General features: G+C 42.4%; 21 protein-coding genes. 4 read left to right on the top strand and 17 right to left on the bottom strand.

The window, feature by feature from the left end:
* Positions 1 to 43 precede the first annotated feature (43 nt).
* From traM to OLM34_RS02670, 15 genes are all read right to left on the bottom strand, one after another.
* Positions 44 to 1,384: a conjugative transposon protein TraM gene (gene traM, locus OLM34_RS02600; protein WP_264405017.1), complete on the bottom strand. Its 1,341-nt coding sequence runs from the start codon at positions 1,382 to 1,384 to the stop codon at positions 44 to 46.
* Positions 1,356 to 1,664 carry a TraL conjugative transposon family protein gene (locus tag OLM34_RS02605; RefSeq protein WP_264405019.1) on the bottom strand — a complete coding sequence of 103 codons (309 nt, stop codon included), beginning with the start codon at positions 1,662 to 1,664 and terminating at the stop codon, positions 1,356 to 1,358. The genes traM and OLM34_RS02605 overlap by 29 nt, the downstream gene beginning before the upstream one ends.
* A gap of 4 nt (positions 1,665 to 1,668) precedes the next feature.
* Positions 1,669 to 2,292 carry a conjugative transposon protein TraK gene (gene traK / locus OLM34_RS02610; RefSeq protein WP_264405021.1) on the bottom strand — a complete coding sequence of 208 codons (624 nt, stop codon included), beginning with the start codon at positions 2,290 to 2,292 and terminating at the stop codon, positions 1,669 to 1,671.
* Positions 2,293 to 2,325: 33 nt separating this feature from the next.
* Positions 2,326 to 3,426 (bottom strand): conjugative transposon protein TraJ, encoded by a 1,101-nt coding sequence (gene traJ / locus OLM34_RS02615; RefSeq protein ID WP_264405023.1) that lies wholly within the window; start codon positions 3,424 to 3,426, stop codon positions 2,326 to 2,328.
* A 3-nt stretch (positions 3,427 to 3,429) separates the two neighbouring features.
* A complete protein-coding gene (locus OLM34_RS02620; RefSeq protein WP_264405025.1) occupies positions 3,430 to 4,050 on the bottom strand; it encodes a DUF4141 domain-containing protein in 621 nt (206 codons plus the stop codon).
* A 52-nt stretch (positions 4,051 to 4,102) separates the two neighbouring features.
* Positions 4,103 to 4,429 (bottom strand): DUF3876 domain-containing protein, encoded by a 327-nt coding sequence (locus OLM34_RS02625; protein ID WP_264405027.1) that lies wholly within the window; start codon positions 4,427 to 4,429, stop codon positions 4,103 to 4,105.
* A gap of 8 nt (positions 4,430 to 4,437) precedes the next feature.
* Positions 4,438 to 6,939: a TraG family conjugative transposon ATPase gene (locus tag OLM34_RS02630; protein ID WP_264405029.1), complete on the bottom strand. Its 2,502-nt coding sequence runs from the start codon at positions 6,937 to 6,939 to the stop codon at positions 4,438 to 4,440.
* Positions 6,936 to 7,259 (bottom strand): DUF4133 domain-containing protein, encoded by a 324-nt coding sequence (locus tag OLM34_RS02635; RefSeq protein ID WP_264405030.1) that lies wholly within the window; start codon positions 7,257 to 7,259, stop codon positions 6,936 to 6,938. Before OLM34_RS02635 ends, OLM34_RS02630 begins: the two co-directional genes overlap by 4 nt.
* A gap of 23 nt (positions 7,260 to 7,282) precedes the next feature.
* Positions 7,283 to 7,564 carry a DUF4134 domain-containing protein gene (locus OLM34_RS02640; RefSeq protein ID WP_264405073.1) on the bottom strand — a complete coding sequence of 94 codons (282 nt, stop codon included), beginning with the start codon at positions 7,562 to 7,564 and terminating at the stop codon, positions 7,283 to 7,285.
* A gap of 236 nt (positions 7,565 to 7,800) precedes the next feature.
* The gene (locus tag OLM34_RS02645) at positions 7,801 to 8,559 is read right to left on the bottom strand and encodes a hypothetical protein (protein ID WP_264405031.1); all 759 of its coding nucleotides are present in this window, start codon (positions 8,557 to 8,559) and stop codon (positions 7,801 to 7,803) included.
* Positions 8,546 to 8,959 (bottom strand): DUF3408 domain-containing protein, encoded by a 414-nt coding sequence (locus OLM34_RS02650; protein WP_264405033.1) that lies wholly within the window; start codon positions 8,957 to 8,959, stop codon positions 8,546 to 8,548. The genes OLM34_RS02645 and OLM34_RS02650 overlap by 14 nt, the downstream gene beginning before the upstream one ends.
* A 19-nt stretch (positions 8,960 to 8,978) precedes the next feature.
* Positions 8,979 to 9,251 carry a DUF3408 domain-containing protein gene (locus tag OLM34_RS02655; protein ID WP_264405034.1) on the bottom strand — a complete coding sequence of 91 codons (273 nt, stop codon included), beginning with the start codon at positions 9,249 to 9,251 and terminating at the stop codon, positions 8,979 to 8,981.
* On the bottom strand, positions 9,248 to 9,523 hold the full coding sequence (locus OLM34_RS02660) for a DUF3408 domain-containing protein (RefSeq protein WP_264405035.1): 276 nt from the start codon (positions 9,521 to 9,523) through the stop codon (positions 9,248 to 9,250). The genes OLM34_RS02655 and OLM34_RS02660 overlap by 4 nt, the downstream gene beginning before the upstream one ends.
* A 20-nt stretch (positions 9,524 to 9,543) precedes the next feature.
* Positions 9,544 to 9,999, bottom strand: a complete 456-nt coding sequence (locus tag OLM34_RS02665; protein ID WP_264405036.1) for a DUF3408 domain-containing protein — start codon at positions 9,997 to 9,999, stop codon at positions 9,544 to 9,546.
* Positions 9,992 to 10,759, bottom strand: a complete 768-nt coding sequence (locus OLM34_RS02670; protein ID WP_264405074.1) for a ParA family protein — start codon at positions 10,757 to 10,759, stop codon at positions 9,992 to 9,994. The genes OLM34_RS02665 and OLM34_RS02670 overlap by 8 nt, the downstream gene beginning before the upstream one ends.
* Positions 10,760 to 10,999: 240 nt before the next feature.
* On the opposite strand from OLM34_RS02670, the gene OLM34_RS02675 reads away from it, so the two are divergent.
* The 4 genes from OLM34_RS02675 to OLM34_RS02690 all read left to right on the top strand — a co-directional run bounded on the left by OLM34_RS02675 (position 11,000) and on the right by OLM34_RS02690 (position 14,457).
* Positions 11,000 to 11,230, top strand: a complete 231-nt coding sequence (locus OLM34_RS02675; RefSeq protein ID WP_264405037.1) for a hypothetical protein — start codon at positions 11,000 to 11,002, stop codon at positions 11,228 to 11,230.
* Between the two features lie 292 nt (positions 11,231 to 11,522).
* A complete protein-coding gene (gene mobA, locus OLM34_RS02680) occupies positions 11,523 to 11,948 on the top strand; it encodes a conjugal transfer protein MobA (protein ID WP_264405039.1) in 426 nt (141 codons plus the stop codon).
* On the top strand, positions 11,942 to 13,078 hold the full coding sequence (locus tag OLM34_RS02685) for a relaxase/mobilization nuclease domain-containing protein (protein ID WP_264405040.1): 1,137 nt from the start codon (positions 11,942 to 11,944) through the stop codon (positions 13,076 to 13,078). Before mobA ends, OLM34_RS02685 begins: the two co-directional genes overlap by 7 nt.
* An 89-nt stretch (positions 13,079 to 13,167) precedes the next feature.
* Entirely contained in the window at positions 13,168 to 14,457 is a 1,290-nt protein-coding gene (locus OLM34_RS02690) for an AbiJ-related protein (protein ID WP_264405042.1), read from the top strand.
* Positions 14,458 to 14,467: 10 nt separating this feature from the next.
* Here the strand turns inward: OLM34_RS02690 and OLM34_RS02695 are convergent, their stop codons facing one another.
* Positions 14,468 to 17,824: a DEAD/DEAH box helicase gene (locus tag OLM34_RS02695; RefSeq protein WP_264405043.1), complete on the bottom strand. Its 3,357-nt coding sequence runs from the start codon at positions 17,822 to 17,824 to the stop codon at positions 14,468 to 14,470.
* Positions 17,821 to 18,648: a DUF1837 domain-containing protein gene (locus tag OLM34_RS02700; RefSeq protein WP_264405044.1), complete on the bottom strand. Its 828-nt coding sequence runs from the start codon at positions 18,646 to 18,648 to the stop codon at positions 17,821 to 17,823. The genes OLM34_RS02695 and OLM34_RS02700 overlap by 4 nt, the downstream gene beginning before the upstream one ends.
* Between the last annotated feature and the right edge of the window lie 69 nt (positions 18,649 to 18,717).

Genomic DNA, 18,717 nt, shown 5'->3' on the forward strand with positions numbered 1-18,717 from the left:
AATGGAATTTTAGTGGCAGCCGCAGGCTGTTTTGTTATTTATGCTATTTCATTGGGGGAAGCAGCAGTACTTGATAACCCGCTTTGAGCGTTATTTTTACTGTCCGCATCTTTTTGCTGACATACTGCGATGCTCCCTGAATAGCGCTCCGTCCCAAGTCGGCCAGCAGTTGCGATCCGGCATCATCCGTTATCGTGATACTGCTGCCCATGCCTGACCCCATATTGGCGGCTATCTCCTTGACTGCGTTTATTTCCTCTGACCCTGGCACGGAAATACCCTGCCCGCCGTCCAAATCATAGACAAGAAGTTCAACGGGGATAACATTTTCGGCGTGTTGGATAGCATTAATGGTAATACCCATCCTTTCGCCTGTGATACGTGCCGAGCCTGTTACCACCGTATTTTTAGGGATAAAGTAATTGCCTGCCATCATCGGTTCCAACAGTCGCAAGCCCACTTCCTGCCCGTCGGTAATCGTTACCGTCTGATATACACATGCCCGGATGCTGTTTTTGTCTTTCACTTCTTCGGCACCTGCCACCGTATTAAATCCCCAATTCCGGGGTTTGACAAATTCTTCCAGAAAAACGGAATCCGGCATCGGTGCGGTCAGTAGCGATACCACATTGTGGCGTATCTGTGTAACGGGTTGTACGGCTACCTTACCATTTGTCCTATTCACCGCAGGGACTTTCTCTGTAGAAGATTGTTCACCTCCACCCATGTAGCGGGCGGCAATAGCGTAAGATTTTTCGATCATCGCCAGTTGTTCTTCTTCTTCGGACTTACGTACCTGTTCATTTATCAGCCTCTGTTCCAATTCCTGTATGCGTGATTCCAAAGCAAGCTGCGCCTGTTCGTCCGGTTTCGTGGCAGGTTCTTCATAGAAACTGTCGAGGCTCCGGTTCGCATCCTGATAGGCGTTGTTTGAACTCTGAAAAGCATTACCGCTCCGGGAAGACGACCTATTACCTGACTGCGGTTCTTCGTAATAATCCGGCGATTGGGGCGTTATTTTCACCTGCTCTCTTTCGGTATCGTTTTCTTCGCCCAGGCTAAAGGCGAAATCCTGTAAGGAACGCATCTTTTCCTGTTGTTTACTCTGCATCGCATCCTGTACGTAGGCTTCGCGTTTATCCGATATGATACCACTCTCTTTAGGTGTAGGCAGGTCGGTGTTGAAACCGTCCTTTTGTTCTTCGCCTTTCTCCCCTGACGGGGCAAAGATGAGCCACATCGACCCGGCAAACAGCAGGAACAGCAGCGGGAAGATGATCATCTTCTTACGCTTCTGCAATTCCTGTGGAGTGAGTTCTTTTTTCTCTTTCCCTTTCCCCTCAACAGGCTTTTCTTTATTCTGATTCAAATTCTCTGTACTCATAATTAAATTCGTTTATTTGTTTTACACTGTCCAACTGCGATTGCTTTTGCCGGAGTTCCAGTTCCAAGCTCTCGATATGCTGAATCTGCATCCTTTCGCCGTTTCCCTTACCGATATGGTAAATGGAGGAAATGGTAAAGTAGATCGACAGCCCGCTAAGTGCCAGAACCATGAAAATGGTTATCAATATCCGGGCATCCTTACTGAGCGATCCGCACGCATAGCGGAGGCGATCTCCAAGCCATTCAAAGGGGGTTATCCGTTCCTTTTTCTTTGCCATGATATTACCGTGCTAATGTCCGCAGGTCGCGGTTTTCGATTATTTCAAATTTCTCCATCGCGAAACCGTGAGGGTTGTTATCACTCCTTACCGAGTTGATAAGGTTGCACCGGGTAACCAGAGAGCGTTCCGTGATGTTACTCTCCCGGATAATCATTTGCCGGGCATAAGTCATGGCACGGTAGGGATAAGCATTAAAATCAATCGTCACGCTATCCACCTGAATGGTCTGGTTAATATTGCCCGACACAATGCGGTTATAATACCCCTTCTCCTGCATATCCTGATAGTAGCGGAAAGCGCTCTTATCAACCAGAAAGAGTGCTCTATTGATATTGGATTCGATAGCCGAACGATCGGGCGAGAGCGTAAAAAAGAGTTCATGAAACCTTTTTATATGTTCTTTTGCCTCAACGGGACGGTTCTGCGAAAGGTCTTGCGAGAGCGCCAGCATAAGAGATTTACCCTCATCAAGAATGTAAATTTTCTGCCGCTGGGCTTCTGCGAACTGATAAGACTTGATTACGCTGAAAACCGCCACTATCGCACATAAGCAGAGAAAGACGATACCGAACATCCGTATCTGCTTGAAACTGCTTTCTATATTTTTTAATGATTTAAACTCCATATTTTTAATGATTAAATTGATAAATCAAACGGTTTACGGCGTAGGGCCGTTGCCTCCCTGTGTTGCTAAATTCTGTCCGTTGGGTGAGTCGCCGCCACTACCACCGCTTCCTCCACCGGATGAACCGCCGGACGATTTGCTGCCTCCGCCTGTAGCTCTACCCATCAGGTTTCCGGCAACTGCACCGCCTACACCTGCTGTAAATGCTCCGGCACGGGCAATACCGCCCATCGCTCCGCTTGCTCCGCCACCCGACTGGATAATCCATTCGGCTACGGTCGGTACACTGAAATAGCCTATAATACCGATGATGAGAAATATGATATACACGCCATTACTTCCGTCCGGTATATAGGACGGGTCTTGCAGGGCTACAATATCCGCCTGAAGCATCAAAGTCTGAATTTTGGAGAGTACCGCCGAAAAGATGTCCGCCACGGGTAGCCACAGGTATACACTGATATACCGGGAAATCCAGTTGGTCAGTGTGGATTGGAAACCATCGTAAATGGAGAGGGCAAAAGAGAGTGGCCCCAATATGGCGAGGACGACCAGAAAGAAGGTACGCAAGGTATCAATGGTCAGTCCGGCGGCGTTATAAAGCAACTCAAAGAAATCACTTACAAGCTGGCGAAACCACATCTTTATATTGTACCATGTGTGTTCCCACCACATCGACACCATTGTGCCAATCTGCGTAATGCCCAGATCGCTGAATTTTTCCTCATACACTTCATCATTGACAAGCCATTCTTTTCCCTCACGTACCCGTGCTTCATATTCCAACGCATCCCGTTGTTGCTGCAATCCTTCCACGTTTTCTATCTGGCTTTCCAAAATACCGTGCGCTCCCGTTACTACGGGCGACATAACGGCATTGATTGTACCCAGCACGATAGTCGGAAAGAACATAATACACAGTCCAATCGCAAAAGGCCGCAAGAGCGGAAACACGTCGATAGGTTCGGCGCTCGCCAGCGATTTCCATACACGGTAAGCCACGTAGAACAATGCGCCGAGTCCGGCCACCCCTTTGGCGACACCGATCATGTCGGCACAAAGGGGCATCATATCCTGATACAGATTCCGGAGAATCTGATGCAGGTTTTCAAAATCTACTGCTAACAACATCATGGCTTACCAATATCTTTCGGATGGTTTACCATAAAGCGAACGCACCCTCTCCATATCACCCTTTTGTTGGCTTCGGATAAATGAAATGGAGATATTCTTATTGGTATAATACTTGGTCAGGTTACGATAATCGACCATCTTGGTGTAAATCTGGTCTATCGCATCCATTCGTTCCTTATCCGATAGTGAAAGTCCGTTACCGGGAGTAACTATCGTTTTCAGTTCCGTAACCAAAGCCCCGCCTTCTTCCAGCAGTTTGGCATAACCCAGGGCGATAGCTTCCAGTTCGCTCACACTGAAATTGGGATCGGACACCATTCTGTTGAACCCGCCTGAATACATATTAGTGATCTCGCTGATCATTTCGATAGTCAACTTTACTTTGCGGGCATCTTTAATCAGGTTATTGACCGATTTAAGCGCATCATAGTACTGCTTACCCTGCTCATAGATTTTTACAGTTTCTTTGACATTGCTGACAAGGTTACTGACAGTGGAAGATGATTTTACCACCTGCTGAATGTTCTGCACCAGATTGGACGGGTCAAGAACCGCCCATTGCGCTTTCGCCTGAAATGTGAAGCCGAAAACGGCAACACACATTATTAAAATCAATCGTTTCATTTCTTTACTTTTTTATTTGTTTAATACTTCTTTGAAAGGGAGAGGAATAGCCCTAAAGCAACGAATCCTCTACCCTGTAATAGTCGCCATAGTCCGAAAGGCTCAGTAAGTCTCTTTCAGCATCGTATCTTAGCTGGATGCGTCCGTACAGGTAGAAAAAGGTAACGCCCCACCGATGCCATAAGGGACAGTTGAAAACCGTATTGGGATCATAAGAGAATTTGATTCGGTGATGATAAACTCCTGTGCGATAAATATGCACCTCCGGCATCCGGCTACTGTCCCCGCCACAGCTTACCCATTTCCCCCTTATATCTTCCAACAGAAAATACTGTTGGCATTTCAACGGATCGGACGTACTCCTGTTTCTTTTGTACATGGCTTCAGCTATTTTTCAGTTTTACTTTCAGCAAGCTGTTTGATAGCCAGTTCAATATCGCCGCCCAACTTTTCAGCCAGCGCCATCACTTCCATTTTCTCCGATTCCTCGGTCGTATAGGTCAGGTACTCCGACATCGAAACTTCGGTGGCATAAACAGCACTTTTTACACCGCCCAGGCCAATCCAGACCTCTTTATAAAGCCTACCGGGATGGTTGGACATATTGATAGAAAGTATCTGTGAACGCTCTTTGTCGGTCAGTCCGAGCAGTGATTGGATAGCATCGAAGCGGTTCATGAATTTACGCTGGTCGAGCAGGATCTTACAGTCCGAGTTATTGATGATACTCTCTTTCACCACAGGCGAAGAAATAATATCATCGACCTCCTGCGTGACCACGATGGCCTCACCGAAATATTTACGCACCGTCTTGTACATATAGCGCAGATATTCAGCCATATTTGCCGACGAAAGAGCTTTCCACGCTTCTTCCACAATCAGTTGTTTTCGGACACCTTTCAGTCTGCGCATCTTATTTATGAAGGATTCCATGATGATGATTGTGACCACCGGAAAGAGTTCTTTATTATCCTTTATCGCGTCTATTTCAAAGACAATGAACCGTTTAGAAAGCAAGTCCAACTCATCTGCGGAGTTCAACAGGAAATCGTACCGCCCACCTTTATAGTAGGGGCGCAGTGTGGTCAGAAGATTGGAAATGTTGAAATCTTCTTTTTCAACCGGAATTTCCCTGTTGTTGAGTTCTTCCCTGAAATCGTTTTTCAGATACTCATAGAATGTGTTGAAACAGGGCGTTATGGAACGGTCTTCCTGAATACGGTGGATATAACCCGAAACGGCATTTCCTAATTCCCCGCTCTCGGTCTTGCCCGCTTTTTCATCCGCACTTTTCCACAAGGTCATAAGCAGCGTAACAATACTGTCCATTTTTTCCGTTTCAAACACGTAATCGTCCGTGAAAAACGGATTAAAAGAAATCGGGGATTTTTCGGTATATGTAAAATAGATACCGTCCTGTCCTTTGGTCTTACGCCGGATCAGTTCGCACAATCCCTGATAGCTGTTTCCCGTATCGACCAATACGACATGGGAGCCTTGTTCGTAATATTGGCGCACCATGTGGTTCATAAAGAAGCTCTTGCCGCTTCCGCTGGGGCCTAACACGAATTTATTTCGGTTCGTGATAATTCCCTTTTTCATCGGCAGGTCGGATATATCCAGGTGCAGCGGCTTACCACTCACCCGGTCACACATCTTGATACCGAAAGGACTTGGCGAATCTTTATAATTGGTTTCCTCTGTGAAGAGACAGAGCGCAGGTTCGATAAACGTGTAGAACGATTCCTCTGCCGGAAAATCCCCCGCGTTGCCGGGCATACCCGCCCAATAAAGCGTTGCGGCATCCACTGTGTTATGGCGTGGGCGGCACTCCATAAGCGCAAGCTGTGAGCCGACATCGTTGCGGATGTGTTGCAACTTGTCCGTATCTTCACTCCATGCAACCACGTTAAAATGTGCCCGGATAGAGGTCAGCCCGTAAGAATGGGCTTCGTTCAGGTAATGATCGACCCACTCTTTGTTTATCTGATTTTCGCGTGAATAGCGGGATAGCGACTGCATATTGCGGGCTTGTTTTTCAAACTTCCGCAGGTTTTCGGCACTATCGTCCAGAAATAAATACTGATTATAAATGTGGTCGCAGGAGAGCAACAGCCCGACGGGAGAAGCGAAAGACAAAAGGCAATCGCTCCGGTCGGTGGATAATTTTTCGTAGCGGATGCTTGTTCCCACCCGTCCCGGCAAATCTTCCGCATCGGACAAGGTATGCAGGCATACCCGTTTATCGCCGATGCGCAAGCCATCCGCTCCCAATTCCAAATCTTCCAGTGTCGTGGTATCTTCCGGCGACAGGGTAAAATACTTTTCAATCAGCCCCGCGCTATCTGCCGTCCCCGTTATCTCATCGTCCGTAAGACGGGTCAGGGTGATAAATCCCGAATCGTTTACAATCCTTTCAAACTGGCCGACAGATTCCAAGAATTTCACAGCCGTTTCTTTATCTACCTCTTTAGGGATAATGTTGCCCCGGCAGAGGGAGGAAAAGTTACTCTGCATCCGCATCCGCTCCTTTGTCGTTTTGGTAAGGAACAGGTAGCAGGAGTGGTTTAAGAATGGACGTTCGTTAAAGTGCCGTTCATAGCTGCGTGAGAGGAAACTCATATCCCCGTCGCCCGTATCGGGACGATATTTTTCGCTGACGAACCAGTCGGCCTTATGTACGATACTGTAATCCGGCAGTACCTTTACGGCCTTTACCCATGCGGCGTGTATGGCTTCATACTCAGCCGAGGTTACGGTAAAAAGCTCCGGCAGATCGACACGAAAGGCTACCGTTATATCCGCGTCTTTACTTATTATACATCCGTGTTCGACAGCCAGTAGCGGAAATTTGCTCTCTATCGTGGATGCTTTCATTATATTCCTCATAGCGCTTTTTTCTTTTTGCGGAATAAGCGGTATGGAATTTTGCGGTTTATCAGGTAGCGGGGATGCTGGCGTTTGGCCATGATTTTCATTAACCCGTTCTCACCGTATTTCCGGTTCAGGTCGAAAGTCAGCCATACCAGTACCGATGCGGCTATTACGCCGAAGCCTATACATATCCATTGGTCTATGCCGATCATGTAAAGAATCACGAACAGCACGAAAACAGACAACAGGCCACCGGCAAAAATAAACAGGTATTGCGCCTTTAAACCCTTAAATTCCACGCTCTTGCCTATCCCTTTATTTATATTGTACTCCATATTGCCAATTCTGGGAGTAGTGATTAAAGGAAGAAAGAGCGCAGGATGGTCGCCGCCACGATAAGGAATATACAGGCTCCGAACCAACTGGCGGCGGTTTTCGAGGTGTCCGGATCGCCTGAGCTGAACTTGTTATATACCTTGATACCCCCAATCAAGCCGACGACGGCCCCAATCGCGTAGATCAGCTTAGTTCCGGGGTCAAAATAACTGGTTACCATGTTAGTAGCTTCGGTGATGCCACCGATTCCGTTGCCTTGTGCAAAGGCGGATGAAACAGCGGCAAAGACAAACGCCGCCGACATAAGAACCTTTTTCTTAAGCGAGGGCAGAGAGTGCTTGTACTTTTTGCCGGGCGTGAAAAAGGAAGAATGAAATTCAATTTTTTTCTTTGTCATAACTTGATTTTTTAAGATGGTGCGGGGTTGGATAGGCCCCGCACCGGGTGAAACTTGTTTTTACTTGAAATTTTAGTGGTCTAAAGGATAGGTTTACCGCGCTATCCGTAATCATATTTTTTCATCTGTTCTCATTTTTTACGTTACATAAAATCTCGGACGTCAAAACCCGTTAGGACTTCACCCTGCGGAGGTAGGCTTTCCGCTGACCTTTCGGCGACCTTTTTCTGGAATGCCGTGAGGTAAGTGTTAATAAGGATATCCACCTTATCGCCCCGTCCGGGTTGACCTGAAACGATAGCTTCAAACATATCGGTTCCTTTCAGGTTTAAGAGGACACGTCCGGTTTCCTCTTTTTGCTCATCTGTAATTGTCGGATTATGTACCACATGGCGGTAGGCTTCGCCCATTTGTTCAAAACTGACCCCTTGGGCGGCAGGTTTGCCTTTGATTGGCAAATCCTCACTTTCGTCCTCGTCTTCGGTTTCTTCCGCTTCTTCTTCCGGGAATGGTTTAACTTGTAGCGGATAGTCGATGTCCAGAGGTTCATTTGTTTCGCCTTCCGGGACAGCACCGAAAACGTCGTCCAGTTCTTCCGGCGCTATTTGCCGGGGGTGTTCGGGTACACTTGCGGGAGCAAATATATTCTCTTTTTTCGTATCTGATTCAGTTTCAGAAACTACGGTAGCTTCTGGCTTGGACTGACCGGAAAGTGGCAACACGAACCGGCTTTTGCCGACGATATCTCCTTTCTTGCGTTTTACTGTATTTTGTTCTTTCGCTTCGTCTTTTTTCTTTTCCGTTTTTCCCAAACGATTCAGGTAAACCATTGTCCAAACAGCATAGATGACGGCAAATACGATCAGCAAAACGAGTATGGTATGGGCATTAATGACTATCATCTCGATTCAGGTGTAAATCGGTTATATCTTCCCCGAAAGACTGGAAGTGATGTTCCAGTACATTATCCATATAGCTGTATATGGTTACGGGTATGCCCTTTTTTCGGGCACTTCCTACGATTGCCTTTATGCGGGCATGGTGCTTAGGTTGGATCAGTACGTCTCTGCCATTGCGGGTAGAAGAATCCACCGGGTGGAAGAAATAGCTACGGTAATAGTTGTCCTTTTCACGGGGCATATCTTCTCTTGTAACTCCGATGCTTATTTCTTCCGGTGGAATACCTTCTCCGATTGTTTCTTTTACTCTCCGTCGGTAGCTGATAGCACGGCGGATAAACACGGCGGCTATTACTGCGACAGCCACCAGCACGATACATAACATGATTATTTTGTCTGACATGACTGGAATTTTTAGTGGTTTATAGTAAGTCGTTCCGTTCCCGGCGGTAGATATGGTTGATCTCCGCTTTATGTTTTTCCAGATGTTCGGTGATTACATTGTCGATGTAACCGCCGATGGTCAGCCCTTTTTGGCTGATGGAATGTATAAGCGAGTTCAGCACCTCGTGATTACGTTTACTGATGTACACGCACTGCCGGCGGTCGATTTCAACCGGCTTCAAATACTGTTCTTCGTAGGAAGCCATTTCAGCCATTGTTTCCTCCGGCTCTTTTCTTTCTCTTTTTTTCATTTTTCCGTATTTTTTATAATGTTTATTCCATTATGTTTTTCATCATACAGCCGGGAAATCTCATCTCCGTAAGTTTCAAAATGATGTGCCAGTACGTTGTCAATAAAGCTCAACAGCGATACCTCATTATTCCCAATTACCTGACACACGGCTTGGATCGTATTGTGAAATTCACGCCGTATATAGACCATCTTGCCCTCCCGTGCGATGAGAGTCGATTTTTTGACGAACAGCGTTTCGTAACTCTGCTGTTTCTTGTTTTTCTTTTTCATTTTATATCTTATTTATGAATTTATAAATTTTCTATCTGTCTGCGTCTAAGTTCGGCTATGTCCTCTTTATGCTGTTCCAGATGATCTGCCAGCACATTATTAATATAGCCTCCGACACTCATCTCCTGATTCGACAGGGCAAGCAGGTGTACTACCTTTTTAATTTCCTGATGAATCTCCTGGCTGATATATACAGGTTGCCGGGCTTTGAGGTCTTTGTTTTTCAGAAAGACCTCATCATAACTACCCTTGCGGCGGCGGGATTTTCCCTTTGGTGCAGTATCGGTTACCGGAATTCCTGTTTCATCGGCATTATCTTCCACCTGTACCACTTTCTCTTTGGTTTCTTCTGCCGGTATCTCCTCATCCGGTTTCCCGGCGATAGCATCGGCAGGGTTGGCCAACAGTTCCGTATCTTTGAAGGACTGGATAATCAGTGATTCATCCAGTTCCCCTGCCTTTGCCCGTTTAGCCATTGTTCGGTCGTTTTAAGAGTGAAAGAATTTCATCAGTCAGTTCTTCGATATTACTGCCCTTAATAAGCGACCGGTCTGCGGGAAACAGCGTGGAACGGAAAACAGGCTTGTGTAATGCCGATTGTTCCCGGCGAAAACGCTTGCTGTCCGGCAGAAAGGTTTTCAATAAATCAAAGCCGAGGTCGGCGATCACCTGCTCGTAAACTTCGTACAGTTCGGATTTCTCACGTCCATCGACCATGTTCCAGACGAGGTACGTTCCTTTGATAGTGGATACCCCCGTCTTTTTTATCACGTCGTTTATCACAACCATATAGCGCAAGGTACTTTCCAATACGACACGGTCAGCACTAATGGGTGCGATGATGTAATCCATGTTTGACAGGGCTTTGATAACGGATGGGTTGTTTACCGTTCCTGGCAGATCAAAAAACACGAAATCGAAGTCTGCCTGCCCCGTGATACGGTCGGCATCGTCAATCGCTTTTTCGGTACTGCTCTCGATAACCGGATAACCTTTTTTGTTCAGGCGTGTAAACTGCTCATAGGCCATCCGCTTGTAGTGGTCGTCTCCCAACGCTTGTTTCAGGTCACGTTCCCGCATCTCAGCAATGGAGTGTTGCGGGTAGTCGCAATCAATAACGGCTACATCGTAGCCTTTCACGTAGTGCAGATAGGATGCTACCAGCACCGTAAGGGTTGTTTTTCCGGCTCCGCCCTTCTGGGTGGAAAATGCCAGATAAATAGGCTCTTTGTTCATCATTTCAATTTTTAAGTGTTTAACTTCTTATTTATTTCACTGTTGATACATTGCTGTTTTTCTATTTTTCTGTATTTCCATATCGTTATGATTCAATGCTTCCTTATTGGCTCATATCATTAATTCCCCGGATAACTATTGATATGTGTATTGGCTGTCAATACACATATCAGTATATCAGTATTGCCTATCTACACGTCAATCAATAAATCAGTATTGATAATCCATATATCTATCAATATGGATACATGGATAGACTGTCAATACCTGTTGATTTCCGGGTGCATTTCACTACTTCAAAATGGAAATAAAGAACTCTTGGAACAATCCAATATTTATTTGTTCCGAGTGCAAATAAACCCCTTATTTTACTCGGTTGTATGTGATTTTCTGGCTATGGAACAGAGTGGCAGCCAACTGGTAGATATAGGCATAATCAGCTATAGTGCAACTGATTATAATGTCCGGTAACTTTGTACCCATGACGATCCCGGTGGTTAATAAGCCTCCCTTCGACGTTTGATCGGGCGGCTGTTTTAATGGTCTGTCCTCACGGACAGAATTTCTTTGCAACGGGGCAAAGAGCAAGCTGTGTTTTTAGTTACTCGTAATAAATTCCGTAACTAAAAACAGCTTGCCCACAAGGGGAGGAAAAGCACCTCCGAAGTCGGTGCTTTTAATAGTGGCGGCTGACACCACCAGAGAAAGGGATCGGATTTTTTATAAACCAGCGTAGCAAGTGCTACTCCTAAAAAATCGATGTATGGAAAATAATAATGAACCCCGCAGACGGGGTAAAGGCGGGCGGCCTACCAAAATAGATACAGTATCCCATCCGGTCATGGTGCGATTCACAGATGTAGAATATGCCCGTTTCATGACACTGTTTGAACAGTCGGGCGTTACGGCGAAAGCCATATTTATCAAAGCGAGGATTTTTAACGACACGTTCCGAGTGATAAAAACCGACAGGGGAACGCTGGAATATGTGGCTAAACTCACACAATTCCACGCGCAATTCCGGGCAGTGGGAACGAATTACAATCAGGTAGTGAAAGAACTTCACACACATTTTTCAGAGAAAAAAGTGCTTGCCCTGCTCTACAAACTGGAAAAAATAACGGCGGAACTAGCGGCTATCGGGCAACAGATCATCGCACTTTCCGAAGATTTCAAACAGCGATGGTAGCCAATATTACAACCGGAAGTAATCTTTACGGTTCGCTCTTTTACAATCAGGAGAAGGTGGATAAGGGAGTGGGAACGGTATTGACAACGCACATTCTTCGGGAACCGGTGGACGGTAATTTCAATGTAGGAGAAACAGCAGAAGATATTTTGCGGTGGATGCCCGACCATTTTAGAACCGAAAAACCTGTTATTCATATCTCACTCAATCCCGACCCGAAAGACAATCTTTCGGACGAACAGCTGTCCGAAATAGCTGGACATTATATGGATCGTATGGGTTGGGGCGGCCAGCCTTACATTGTTTTCAAGCATTCCGACATCGATAGGGAGCACATACATATCGTTTCGGTACAGGTAGGTCAGGACGGGAAAAAGATAAAGGACAGTAAACGTAATGAACGTAGTGTAGCCATTACTGAAGAACTAGAAAAAGAATACAACCTGCATCCGGCCAAAGGGCAAAAGCGTTCCGAAAAATGGCAACTTAAACCCGTTGATTCCACTAAAGGCGAACTGAAACGGCAGATAGAAGCAGTTATCAAACCTACATTATCTATGTACCGTTTCCAGACATTAGGCGAGTTCCGAGCCTTGCTTTCCTTATATAATATAGGTATAGAAGAAGTCCGGGGCGAAAGGGGCGGACACACTTATAAGGGATTGCTCTATACGGCATTGAACGCAGACGGAAAAAAGGCAGAGGTTACTCTGCTGAAATCATCCCTCTTTGGAAAGACCGCAGGTTTGGATGCATTGGAGCGGCACATGGAACAATCTGGCGATAAAATCACAAAAGAAAATAGCCGGGAATATACCCGCTACCGAGTGGCCGAAGCCTTTCTGGATGCACCAACCGAAAACGCTTTGCGCGAACGGCTCAGGGCATACCACATCGACCTCTTTATCCGGCGCAACGATACGGGGCGCATCACGGGGGTAACATTCATCGACCATGAGAACAGATGCGTGTTGAACGGCTCCCGTCTGGGGAAAGAATATTCCGCTAACGCCCTGAATGAATGCTATTCGGAAGTGCCAAAAGACAGAGCAAATCTGCACAGGATTTCAGAGGTTAAACCTAAAAAGCGGATTCGTACGGTTGCTAAGTCAAAGAAACATAAGATGTAACCTAATATACCGTTTACTGTTCTTTGTCGATTGTCAGTAATTAGCTACCTTTGTACATTAATCAATTAGCTATATTTATCTAAGAAACAATGCGTAACATAACTGAAATAACAAGGCGTGATATTTTTGACCTGTTTCAAAAAGGTTATGTTGAATATAGCTGGCTCACTGAAGAGCAGCGTATTTCTTATCCTTATCATGGACGTTTATCCGAAATAGATTTTCTAAAGAAACTGTATGCGCTGGATAAAATGCCAAGTTACGATGAAAGATATGAAAACGCAGAAGGAGATATCTGGCAACATACTATCAATAATGATGATTGGGATTCCGACTGGGTATTTACCGACGATAGGTTTGAGCTGTTGAATGGCAATGATGGCGTGTTATTAGATTTTTTATGTGCTGTATTTCATCCTGAAAATAGATATGAAGCAGGATATTGGCAGGCTTATCTTAGAAAAATAAACGCGACCCTTCGTGCGGACGGATACGAATTGTATGAAAGCGACAAAATTTCCCAACGTTCGGTCTATTCATGGAGAAAGATAAGTCAGGCAGAATCGGTAAGCGGGAGGTTCATTCCTTTTTCTATTAGGAATAAAAAAGCCATTGATTCCAAAAGCATTAACTTACCGACTATATCAAAAAAAATAAGATCAGAGATTATACAGTTATTCAACAGGTTTGATGAAGACCTTTATGAAACAGGTGAAACGGGCTTGAATTATACCATCAAAGCTAAAGAGGTTGCTTTTAGAAATATTGGAGAACACTACCTTCCTCATGCGTTCGACAATAGCCGGAAATATACGGTAACAGATAATCTCGACTATTTCATTATGAATAACTATCCATACTGCGTTTTTGACGCAATAGAGTTATTCCCAAGACAGAGTAACGATTCTTTCACTGATGAGATAAATCTGCTACTTAAAAACAATGGCATCATATACAAGCTCGCCGGTGGTAAAATGGAACTGACCGAAATGAGCCTTAAAAGCAGAGAAGTTATTACGGAGCCAGGGCTCAAGGAATTGGTCGGACAAGCAACGACTCTGTATAATAACAAATCCATATCCGACAAACAGCTTGCCGTTGAGAAAATATGGGATGCGCTGGAACGATTAAAAACTTATTATTCAGACTTGGATAAAAAGAAGTCATCCGAGAAGATAGTCGATGATATGTCTAATCAGAACGACAATTATAAGGAGTTGTTTAATGAAGAATTTCTGAGACTGACCAAAATCGGGAATGATTTTCGTATCAGGCATCATGAAACAAATAAGACAGATATAATCGACAATAACTATTACGACTACCTTTTTCATCGGTGCTATGCCTTGATAGACTTAGCCTTGAAATACTTAAAATAATCCATTCAGATTATTCAAACTTTATATATGGGTTTATACATTTCATTTTCCAAAGGTTATCTTTTTCGTCATAATCAAAATAGATTCCATTTAGATCATTAACATTAGAGAAATCGACATTTGAATCTTCTCCGATTTTATTTATAACGCTAAAATCCGTACTCAATAGAAATTGCTCATCGTTAATCAATCGGGCAATTAATCTCTTAGTCCGTTTATGTACTTTCCCGTACTTAAAATTAGGCACTCTCTCAATCTTTATAATCTCTCTTTTTGAAAATTTCACTAATAAATCAATCCACGATGCTGCATTTTCAGACACTTGCTCCTTATAAAAATCAGCATGATTTATTAAATCTTGCTTATATGTTTTGATGCTCTTTTCCCAAAGTTCATCTTCATATAAATTCGCAATTTCAAGAGCAGAAGATCTTGAACGAATACCTGCTTGATATACTTTTATTGATTTTATATTGGGTAACCCCAACTCTACAAGAATAGCTAATTCTTCGATCACATCAGCTTCGTCGGTTAAATCTCGCTTCTTTAATTTCTTTGAAATCCCATTAAGAATCCAAGGTAAATTGAAAGAATAATGATTGGTTATTATTTTTATGGCATTTTCATGCTGAGAGATATCCGACATAGCTATTCCGCTTAACCACTTCCTCCGTATTTCTTTTGAGTCAACACTTTCTATAGATTCCCCTTCTAATACGTTTATGTCATTAATTGTATTTTCAATGTTTTCAAGTAGTAAAATTAGGTCTTCCAACGTTTGACCGCCGATTACATAATCTTGAACAAACCTGATAACCTCATCCATTCTATCTTCAATTTGTAAATCAGAATTTATGGGAATGCCAGAGGATACAACATTTTCCCAATTTTCTTTTTCTTCACCAACCTTTCTTGTTATACCCTTAATTCTTGCCTTAACAAACTCAAGAACCTCATCTCCTGTAATATCATCGTAATATTGAGTTTGCAGGTAAGCTAAAGATTGGGGGAAGTACTCATCAACCCACTCTAATTTATTACCTTCAATATTATTAGAATTATGAAGCGACAATAGGCCATCATCAATCCAGTCAAGGAGATCATTAATTTCATCAGACTGCTCGTGAATTTCAGCAATTCGATTCTCTGCAAGCAAGTTTAGCAATACATCAAATGGCACTCCATTTCTTAAGGCTATTATTTTCAATCCTCTAATTAAAGCTAAGCACCCGCTTTTAGCTTTGTCAATGTTATCCTTATCTAAATAACTCGTAATATTGCCTCTTTCCCTATCAATTGTCTTTTTATCTTTTCCTGACACATCGTGTGCGACTAAAATTTTCCCTTCATGATCTACAAATGCACGACCTGCTCTACCAGCGATATTCCAAAAATCCCTTTTAGTGATCGGCTCTCTTGCCTGATATAATGTAGAAAATATAACAGTTGAAACTCCAAGATTTACACCTTGTCCTAATGTTGAAGTTGCAATTATCACTCTTGGTTTTTCACTTCTCATTAATCTTTCCAGTGGAAGTCGAACATCGGAAAGTAAATCTGCATTATGGCAAAATATTCCCAGTTTAGCAAATCTAAGCCATTCAGAATCTTCTCCATAAGATTCAATACAGGCTAATTTGAAGGCTTTCCAATTGGCTTTGTTCTTAAATCTAAATCTACCATCTTCGGGTTGAATACATTTTTCATACTCTCTTGCGAGAGTAAATACAGACCGTTTAACACCAACGAATATTAAAACAGGGCCGAAATTTCTTAATTTATATGCAGTAGTTGCAATAGCTTGATTCTTATCCGCTGGGAAATAACGGATTTTTCTTTGGCGTGGCTTTTTGGGTAACTCTTGTCGCACAATGAAATTGGGATTAAATGAATTTCTTTCTGTATCTGTACTTCTCCAATTTATATTAACAGAAACACCATTCCATTCCATTATTCCAATCCTTTCATCTGAAGGTCTCCAGTTCTCTTTATATACATTATTAGAAGAACCTGTCAGCCATTCAGATAAATCTTCGGCATTTGGTAATACTGCGGACAAAAGCAGAAATTTACCACCATTAAGACCAATATGGTATCTTAGTTCTTCATAAAACATTTCATTGACAATAAGCCTTTTGTTAGCTCCAAACAAATGCCCCTCATCCACAATTACTAATTTGATGCATGAAAGAATTTCTTTACTACTTCTTAAAAGAGCTTTAGCCTTTTCTGGTGTTGCAACAATTACAGAAGATTCATTTATGATTTTTTCGTCAAGTTTACTAAACAGACTACCTCCGTATAAATGTGACACTGAAATATCAAGATTGCTAAAAATTTCATCAAGTGAATTTTCTATTTCATAGGCTAACGATCTGAAAGGGGCTATGAAAAGAATTTTTGCATCAGGTTCATTTACCAAACAGTTTAAAATTGCGATTTCTCCAATTCTTGTTTTGCCACTACTTGTTGGAATACTGACAATACTTCCGTTTTGCTCATTGTTTAAAACTTTAGGTAAGGAGTTCCTTTGAGTAAGGAATAACTCTGTGATACTACCATTTTTATATACTAATGATTGTATATACTTTAAAGGAAATTTATCTTTGATATTGAAATAATGTCCTAATACATGCCATAACGAAGATTCTTTAAATCCCTCTATGATGAGAAGTAATAGTCGAATTACCCACCAAATATCCGGTTCGCCCTTTATTCCTGCTATATCTTGAAGGTCTATAAGATTCCTTTTTGCAATTTCTAAAAACTCATTATTCCCCGTATGATAGAATTGTACATAATGATTTAAGGCTTTTGCTATTATTATCTCATAAATTTTCGTAGTATCATCCTCATCAAAATGTTCAGCCAAATACTCATCATCATAACTGGAATCTGTAAGAAGTTGGTCGATCTCGCTTAATAGTTGATCGAAGTGTCTACTAAGAAATAGAGATATTAACGAAGATATTGTAGTGTCACTTTGAATTTTACTTATAAGTATAAAGGATTTAGAGTATTGAAAAGAAACATAATAGGCTAAAGCAGAAATCAGACAAAACAAATTTTTATTTTTTGTCTGTGTATTAAGTGAACCGTGTATGTATTCAAGAATCGCAGCACCTTTTTCTAAAGAATGAGCCGCTTTTGTGTAATTATGTTTTTCAAAATAATTACATCCGACATTCAGATATTTAAAAGCAAGAGTATTTAGTTGTTCATCTTTAATTGTATAGCGAGGAAAATTTTGTTGAGACTCTCCTGTATTATAAAGGATATATCTTGCATTAGCTTGGGCGATTAAGTTCTGTAAAGTAGAATCCGATTCTAACACCTGATAGCTTTCTTCAATATGTTCTATATTCATAATAAATCGGGATTAGCAATTAATTCTTCTGCCTTTACAAATACGGATTCAATAAATCCTTCTGGGTCATCAATACCAACAGAAATAAAAACCAAGTTAGGGTTATCACTACTCAAATGCGTTTCTACTTTTTCAGAGGTATCTGTATTGCTTAATAACAGGCCTGCATAAATCAAGTCACCTCTATCCTTTATGTCTTGTACTATATAATCATCTAACTTTCTCGCAAGGGGCTCATCTGTTTTAGCAATTTCTTCTACTAAAAAAGTATATGATAAAGGAAGCATGTCCTTACTTAAAGAATCAGTTATATCACCAATAACGGCTTTTGACGGGGTTTTCCGAAATTTGGATTCTCCTAAATAAATTTTTATTTTTTCATTACCATTTTCTTCAAATAAATCGACCATCAAAGTATCATCTCCCTTGATTGCTTGATCTACATTTGGATTATATTTTAATTTGAAAACTTTTATAAATTCTTTTCTTTGTGTTGTTTGAAGATAGTCTGTTAGAAGAACTTCGGTCGCATTACCTTTTTTTACCTTATCTGCAATTGGTAATTTTCTATGTTGTTCTGCGTATTGAGGAAAACCTAAACTTCCATATTTTTCTTTCAATCTATCTATTCTAAATTGAGTATAATGATGATCAATTATCTTTCTTGCCATCCATTCAATTAACTCATCATCCACTTCAATAGATTCCGTCAATTCTCTATGACATTTTGTATCGGAATCAGGAATGTCTTTTGCAGCAAGCCATTTACCAAATGGATGCGTATTATCAGGATGCTCACCTATTAACCGTATTTGTTTCGTCATAAACTTTACTTTAGATAAATTGAAGACCCACAAAGTTAGCAAATAACTGAAATTCAGAAAGAATAATTC

It is taken from the genome of Anaerorudis cellulosivorans (genome assembly GCF_025943985.1).
GTDB lineage: Bacteria > Bacteroidota > Bacteroidia > Bacteroidales > Dysgonomonadaceae > Anaerorudis > Anaerorudis cellulosivorans.